The organism is Kitasatospora sp. NPDC032757 (assembly GCF_055579305.1).
Genome location: NZ_JBVINN010000085.1, coordinates 1 through 6,175 on the forward strand (window position 1 = coordinate 1; position 6,175 = coordinate 6,175).

Genomic DNA, 6,175 nt, shown 5'->3' on the forward strand with positions numbered 1-6,175 from the left:
CGGAGATGCCGGCCGCCCGGGTGGTGGAGCCCGCCGCGTCGACGCCGACCTCACGGCAGCTCCCCCCCCCCCCCCCCCCCACCCATCCCCCCCCCTCCCCCCCCCCCCCCCCCCCCCCCCCCCGCCGCCCCCCCCCCCCCCCCCCCCCCCCCCGGGACGTGTTCGTGCAGTGCGGCGAGCCCGGCCGAGAGGGCGCAGCCCCGGGCGTCAGCGGTCATCTGTTCTCGTTTCTCCGTCTCCTGGGGGAGGTTCCCCCACCCTTGGGCCCGGGAGCGGGCCGATCCGGCAAAGAATCATGGAAAGGTCCATGTGACGCGCGTCATGCTCATTGTCGGCTCCGTCGCACCCCGTCCGCGGGTGTCCTCCGAACGTCCGGCTACTCAAGCTGTCCGCGGTGCGCAGCAGAGGGAAGGCGGGCCGTCGGCCGCCTCGCCGGTGACCGTGCGGTGCAGTGTCTGCGACCAGCTGCTGGAAGACCCCGGTCCGCCGTGTCCGGCCTGCGGTTCGGGCGACCCCCGGGCGCTCACCACCAGGACCACCGTGACCGCGTACGAGGCGGTGCGGCTGCGTACCAGGCGACCCGGGAAGGGCAGCTGGATTGTCCAGGTTGACGCTGGCGACAGCTACACCTGGGACGCCCAGGCCTGGGGCCACCGCGAGCTGACCGTCGCGATGCTGCCCCGCATCGCCGACTCGCTGTCCTTCCTCTACCTCGACATCGTCCGCATCGTCCAGGACGACACCGGCGTCTGCGCCGAAATCACCAGCCCCCAGCGCGGCACCGAAACCGTCTACCTCCCACAGCGGCCCTCAGCTGCGTCCTCCTCGGCCCCCGCACCTCCATCACCGCACGCGCCCTCACCACCCTGGCCCGCCACGGCACCACCGTCATCGCCACCGGATCCGGAGGCGTCCGCTGCTACGCCTCCACCGTCCCCGACTCCCTCAGCACCACGTGGCTCGAACGCCAGGCCAGAGCCTGGGCAGACGACACCACACGCCTCGCCGTCGCCACTGCCATGTACGAAGGCACCATGAACGCCACCGCCACCACCGCGCCTCCCCGCGCAGGCGGGGGTCAGCCGCGCTGGTGTGCACGTAGCTGGTCTGCTTGGTCGGCCGGAAGAGGCGCGCCGCCCGTACGATGCCATGTGTGTGCGGCTGGTGTCTGGGCTAGGACTTGGAGCCAAGCGGGCCTTGTCGACGATCACGTAATTCCCAGCCGCCCCCTCGCCTGCGGCCACGACATCCCGCTGCGCACGGCCAGGAAGCCGGAGTGGGCACCCGTCCGTGGTGCCGGGTGACGGTGCCGACCGCCTGGCCGATTCCGAGTAGCCTCACACCCGAGAAGAGGAGTGCTGCCATGAGTCAGCCCGTGCACGACGGAATCGAGCTCATTCCCCGGCCCGAGCAGAACCCGGCCGCGTTGAAGGCCGCCTTGGCCGTGGTCGCCGCGGACCGCCTCCCGGAGATGATCGACGGGCAGACCAGGGCGATGGCCGAGGCCATCACCACCGGCAGTGTCCAGCCGATCCGCTCGTTCGTTGCCCACTGGGCCGCTGTCGTCGAGATCGAACGGCACCCGGCCACCGCGCAGGCCTACCACCGGGCGAACTATCTCGCCAACCACGCCGGCACCGTCCAGGAGTGCCGCGAGCACGCCGTCACCGTCGTCGAGCTCTACCGCGCCGCCTACGCGACGGTGACCGGGTGACCTGGAACTGGGAGTACCTTCCCAGCGCCGAACACGTCACCGCCGGAGCGCCGGCCGACTTCCTCGCCGCCGTCGAACACCGGGCCGGCGAACTGGTCCGCGCCGCCGCGGCGCTCTACTTCGACGGCACCTCCTACCAGGGCAGTGGCGAGCCAATGCGCTACCTCGACATCGCCGGCGGACTGCTCGCCTACTACGTCGTCCCGCGCCTGGAGCTCGTCGTTGTCTGCCAGCTCACGCCACCCGTGTGACCGGCGAGGCTGACTGGCCGCTTGCGACGACGAAATGGCCGGTCCCCCACGCTCGTCGACGTGGGGGACCGGCCATCCAGCGTACGGTGCCTCGGCCCTGGCGGTCAGGGCGGTCCCACCCTGCCCGGATCAGTGGTGCTCGCTGCCCTGCCTGCTCACGCTGAGGTCGTCCAGGACGATGCGGGGCTGGGCGAGCTGCTGGTCGTCACCGGCTGGCCGCGTGGCGTTGACCACCTCGGCGATCCGCTCGTAGCAGGTGACCGCCAACGCCCACGTCTCCACCTCCTGCCCCGTGCCCGCGTACACGGTGCTGCGCAGGGCGTTGAGCAGCGCGATCACGCTGCGCCCCGACAGGATGTTGTCGCCCTGGTCGCCCTGGTTGCCCTGGACGGCGCCGCGGGGGAGAGGGACGGTCTTCTGCTTGTCGAAGTGTTCGGCGCCCTCGACCCGCTGCTGGAGGAACTCCCAGGTGTGGGGGTTGCAGGAGACGGCGACGGTGTTGACGGCCGCGGCCTTGAGGAGCGTGGCCACGTGGGCGGGCCACGCAAGCACGGCGGGAATCAAATCGGCAACGCCTCCTGCATCGACGGAGGCGACCGGGGCAGCCTGTTCGACGGCCGGCTCCTCCGGGACCGCCGGCGCGGGGGCAAGGCGGCCGAGGAGCTCGATGAGCTGGTGGGCCTGTTCGGCGGTGATGCCGGCCTGCGGGCTGCTGCTCTCCTCGGTGGGGGCGGTCTCGGGCACGGCGGTCTCCTTCGCGAAGAGGTGGGTGGGCTCCGGCGCAGCGATGTCGACGGGTTCCGTGATGCCGGTTTGAGGGAGGATCGGCAGGACTTCGGCGGGAAGTACAACATCCGCCGCCGGCCTGGCGGGATCCGCCACCGCCTCGGCCGTGGTCTGGGCTGTGCTGGTCTTGGCTTCCGCCGCGTGGAGCTGGAGGCGGTGCAGTTCGTCGCGGGTCTCGGTGAGCTGGCGCTGCAGCTTCCGGTTGTCCCTGTGCGCCGTCTCCGTCTCCTGCCGCTCCCTGGTGAGCTCGGTGATGAGCGCGTCGCGGTGGTGGTGTAGGCCGTCGGTGACGGCCTTCACCAGTTCGGTGCGCAGGGTCTCGCCGGTGGTACGCAGTTCGGTGAAGCCGTTGCCGACTTCGGTCCGTAGAAGATCGACTTGGCGGGCGGTGCCCATCAACTGCCCTCCCCTGTGGGTGTGGCACGTGGCCGTGCCGGGACAAGGGTGGCGGCGCAGTGGGGGGAGCAGGGCAGTGATCGCCAGCTGCTGACCCGATCACGATCATCACTGTCCGGAATCACATCGTCACATCGATGAGGAGGGCTACGGTCGTTCGATTACCGGCTCCCCGAGCGGCCGGCGCAGTAGGTTGTCCCTGAGGTTCCGGACGCCCCGAGAGCCTGCACACCGTGGTCCTCGCCGCCCTGATCAACACCGACCGCACCCTGCTACTGGTGCCCGGGCCGGCCGGCCTCGTCACGAGCCTGCACCTGTACCCGATCGAGGCCGCTGTGGCTGGCAGCGCCGAAGGCGGAAACCTGGCCTGGCTTCCCCTGCGCCAGGACGGATCCCTGCAGATCCTGCTGAACCGCGACCAGGCCGGGTCCAAGCCGAACCCCGTGGCCACCGACATGATCCGGGCCTTTGCCGACCCCGGCCTGGCACCGGACTTCCCGCTCCGCGGCCTGGTCGCGGTCCTTCACGCCCCCACCAGGCCACACCGGATCATCAAGGACCACCACGAGGAGGTCCCGGCGGTCCTGCCGCCGAACCTGCTCACCGCCGTCGTCGACGCTTACGCCACGGCCACCGGCCCAGACGCGAAGGCTCGGACGTGAGCCGGACGCACCCCGCCATCCCGTCGACAGAGAGAACGCCCGCGTTCGCCGGCCACCTCGGGCCGTGGACCGTGGACGACGTCCTGGCCCTGCCCGAGGTCACCCACCACCGGATCGAACTGTCCGGGGGTTCGCTGCTGCTGACCCCAAACCCTGACGTTGCGTACCAGCGAACCCAATCCCGGTTCGCGGCCCTGCTCGCCACCGCCAGCGCGGCTGAGTCGGCCCCGTTCGAGGTGCTGGAGGCCGTCAACGTCACCGTCCCCGACGGGCTGCTGATCCCGGACCTGGTAGTCGGCGACGCGGCCGCGGCCGCCGATGCCAGCGTCGTGCTCGCCGCACGCGGCGTGGTGGTCGCGATCGAGATCACCACGCCGTCCACCCGCGTCAGCGATACCTTGCTGAAGCCCGCCCTATACGCGGCCGCCGGCATCCCGCACTACTGGCGCCTCGAACTCGAGCCCCTTCCGTGCCTCTACCTGGGACGCCTGGAGAACGGCTTCTACGTCGACCGGATGGTCCAGCCCGGGGAGAGCACCGCGCTCACCGACCCGTTCTCCCTCGACATCGACCCGGCGAGACTGCGCCGGTAGTGCCGCACGCAACCGTTACGGCCGGGCCTCCAGGCGAGGAGCCCGGCCGTCGGCAGCCGTGGCGGTCTCGGCAGCCGGGAGGTTGCGGGTTGGAGCAGGTCACGGCAGCTCCACCACCCCCAACGGCTGCCGAGCAGGCTGGCCGTCGCGTGCTCCGCAGAAGTTCGCGTAGGGGTATTGAGAGTCAGGCCTGCGGCCACGGCGCGCACGACAGGCGTGATGCGACGAATCACGGCTCGACGCGCGCTCCCGCCACGGCACCCAGGTCGACCAGTTGGGCCCTGCCGTTGCCCACCGACCAGCTGTCGAGGGCGTTCTCGATGAGCGTGACGAACACGTCCTCGGGCCGCACGCCGACATCGGTCAGGTTGGCTGTGATCTGCCGGTACAGGTCGAGCTTGAGCTCCCGAGGCCGACCCGCCACCAGGGTGATCTGGACGCAGACGACGTCTCGGCGGGCCACGTCGAGGTAGTTCGGGTCGAAGATCAGCTCTTCGGGATCGTGCGGGTTGACGATCTGGAAGCGGTCACCGGCCGGGATGCCGATGGCGTCGACGAGGGCCTGATGTACGCCGTCGGCGATGGCGCGTCGGATGGCGGGCGGCCGGGTGGCGGACAGGTCGATGCGGACCAGAGGCATGAGAACGCTCGCTTTCCGGAGAGCCCAGCTACAGTGTTCGATGAACATCGACCATATCAGTGTATGGCGATCGTCGAACACTCTGTAGAGGATCGGTCCATGTCCGCCCGCACCCGCAGCCTCACCCACGCCCACCCGACCGAGGTGTCGCTCCAGGACGCGCTCGACGCGGTCGGCGACCCTGTACGACGCACCATCCTCAGGGAGTTGGCTGGCGCCCCTGACTGGACCCGCGCCTGCGGCACGTTCGACCTTCCGGTGACCAAGGCGACGCGCAGCCACCACTTCGCCGTGCTGCGTGCTGCCGGCCTCATCGAGCAGCGCGACGAGGGACCACGCCGGCTCAACCGGCTCCGCCGCCCCGAATTCGACCGGCGGTTCCCCGGTCTCCTCGATCTGATCCTGGCCGAGTCCGCAACGGACCAGTGCAGTTCCGCGTAGGTGCGCGTTGGGGTGTCCGGGCTGATCAGGTGACCTTGAATGGGGTCCCGTCGTAGGTCCACTTGTAGGGCTTCGCGGTCTCGTTGTGGCCGATGACGTAGGTGTCCAGCTTGTCGATGAGGTCGTCGCGGCTGGAGAAGTCGCCGTGTCGCAGGACTCGGCGGGTCAGGACGGAGAAGAACAGCTCGATTTAGTTGAGCCACGAGGCGTGGGGCACGGTCCAGCGCGGGTGGCCGGCAAGCCACTTCTTGGTGTGTTTGGCGGTGTGCGCCGCCCGGTGGGCTACAGCCGTGGGAGTCCGACTTCAACGACCTGCACGCCTACGCCAGCGGTGAGAGCAAGTCGTCGATCTTCGTGGGCACGACGCGCGATCCGGGGTCGACAATCAGCATGGGTGATTTTGTCGGGTCATATGAGAGCCACTGCTTCGGTGTGAACGGGAGCCGGGTGTAGACCGTTCGTGGCGGTGGTGTACTCGCCCGGGACGGGTGCTCTTCGGTGAGTTCGGGGGCCACTTCGGCGGGAATGGGAGCCACTGATCGGGTGACCGGGCGGGTCTGGGCGGAGTGTCCGAAAAGACCGGGTCAGCGTCGTCGATACTGACTTCGGCTTTTCAGGGTGGTAGGTCGAGGGAGAGTCCGGTTCCGGCGAGGAAGCCGTCGAGGACGTCGGGGCGGTACTGGAGTCGTTTG

7 protein-coding genes and 1 pseudogene are annotated in these 6,175 nt (G+C 69.9%); 6 read left to right on the forward strand and 2 right to left on the reverse strand.

Annotated features, from left to right (window positions below):
- Nucleotides 1-672 precede the first annotated feature (672 nt).
- The 3 genes and pseudogenes from ACZ5WK_RS39930 to ACZ5WK_RS39940 all read left to right on the forward strand — a co-directional run.
- Nucleotides 673-1,058 (forward strand): annotated as a pseudogene (locus ACZ5WK_RS39930) (CRISPR-associated endonuclease Cas1); the annotation flags it as partial.
- 305 nt (nt 1,059-1,363) lie between these two features.
- A complete protein-coding gene (locus ACZ5WK_RS39935; protein WP_465555435.1) occupies nt 1,364-1,714 on the forward strand; it encodes a hypothetical protein in 351 nt (116 codons plus the stop codon).
- Nucleotides 1,711-1,965: a hypothetical protein gene (locus tag ACZ5WK_RS39940; RefSeq protein ID WP_465555437.1), complete on the forward strand. Its 255-nt coding sequence runs from the start codon at nt 1,711-1,713 to the stop codon at nt 1,963-1,965. Before ACZ5WK_RS39935 ends, ACZ5WK_RS39940 begins: the two co-directional genes overlap by 4 nt.
- 129 nt (nt 1,966-2,094) lie before the next feature.
- Here ACZ5WK_RS39940 and ACZ5WK_RS39945 read toward each other — a convergent pair whose 3' ends face one another.
- On the reverse strand, nt 2,095-3,147 hold the full coding sequence (locus tag ACZ5WK_RS39945) for a hypothetical protein (RefSeq protein WP_465555439.1): 1,053 nt from the start codon (nt 3,145-3,147) through the stop codon (nt 2,095-2,097).
- 233 nt (nt 3,148-3,380) lie between these two features.
- On the opposite strand from ACZ5WK_RS39945, the gene ACZ5WK_RS39950 reads away from it, so the two are divergent.
- Nucleotides 3,381-3,809, forward strand: a complete 429-nt coding sequence (locus tag ACZ5WK_RS39950; RefSeq protein WP_465555441.1) for a hypothetical protein — start codon at nt 3,381-3,383, stop codon at nt 3,807-3,809.
- Nucleotides 3,806-4,402 carry a Uma2 family endonuclease gene (locus tag ACZ5WK_RS39955; RefSeq protein WP_465555443.1) on the forward strand — a complete coding sequence of 199 codons (597 nt, stop codon included), beginning with the start codon at nt 3,806-3,808 and terminating at the stop codon, nt 4,400-4,402. The genes ACZ5WK_RS39950 and ACZ5WK_RS39955 overlap by 4 nt, the downstream gene beginning before the upstream one ends.
- Nucleotides 4,403-4,631: 229 nt before the next feature.
- On the opposite strand, the gene ACZ5WK_RS39960 is transcribed toward ACZ5WK_RS39955, so the two are convergent.
- Nucleotides 4,632-5,123, reverse strand: coding sequence for a tautomerase family protein (locus ACZ5WK_RS39960; RefSeq protein ID WP_465555445.1), 492 nt, complete (start codon nt 5,121-5,123; stop codon nt 4,632-4,634).
- 18 nt (nt 5,124-5,141) lie between these two features.
- Here ACZ5WK_RS39960 and ACZ5WK_RS39965 point away from each other — a divergent pair, with 18 nt between their 5' ends.
- Nucleotides 5,142-5,483, forward strand: coding sequence for an ArsR/SmtB family transcription factor (locus tag ACZ5WK_RS39965; protein WP_465555447.1), 342 nt, complete (start codon nt 5,142-5,144; stop codon nt 5,481-5,483).
- Nucleotides 5,484-6,175: the final 692 nt, after the last annotated feature.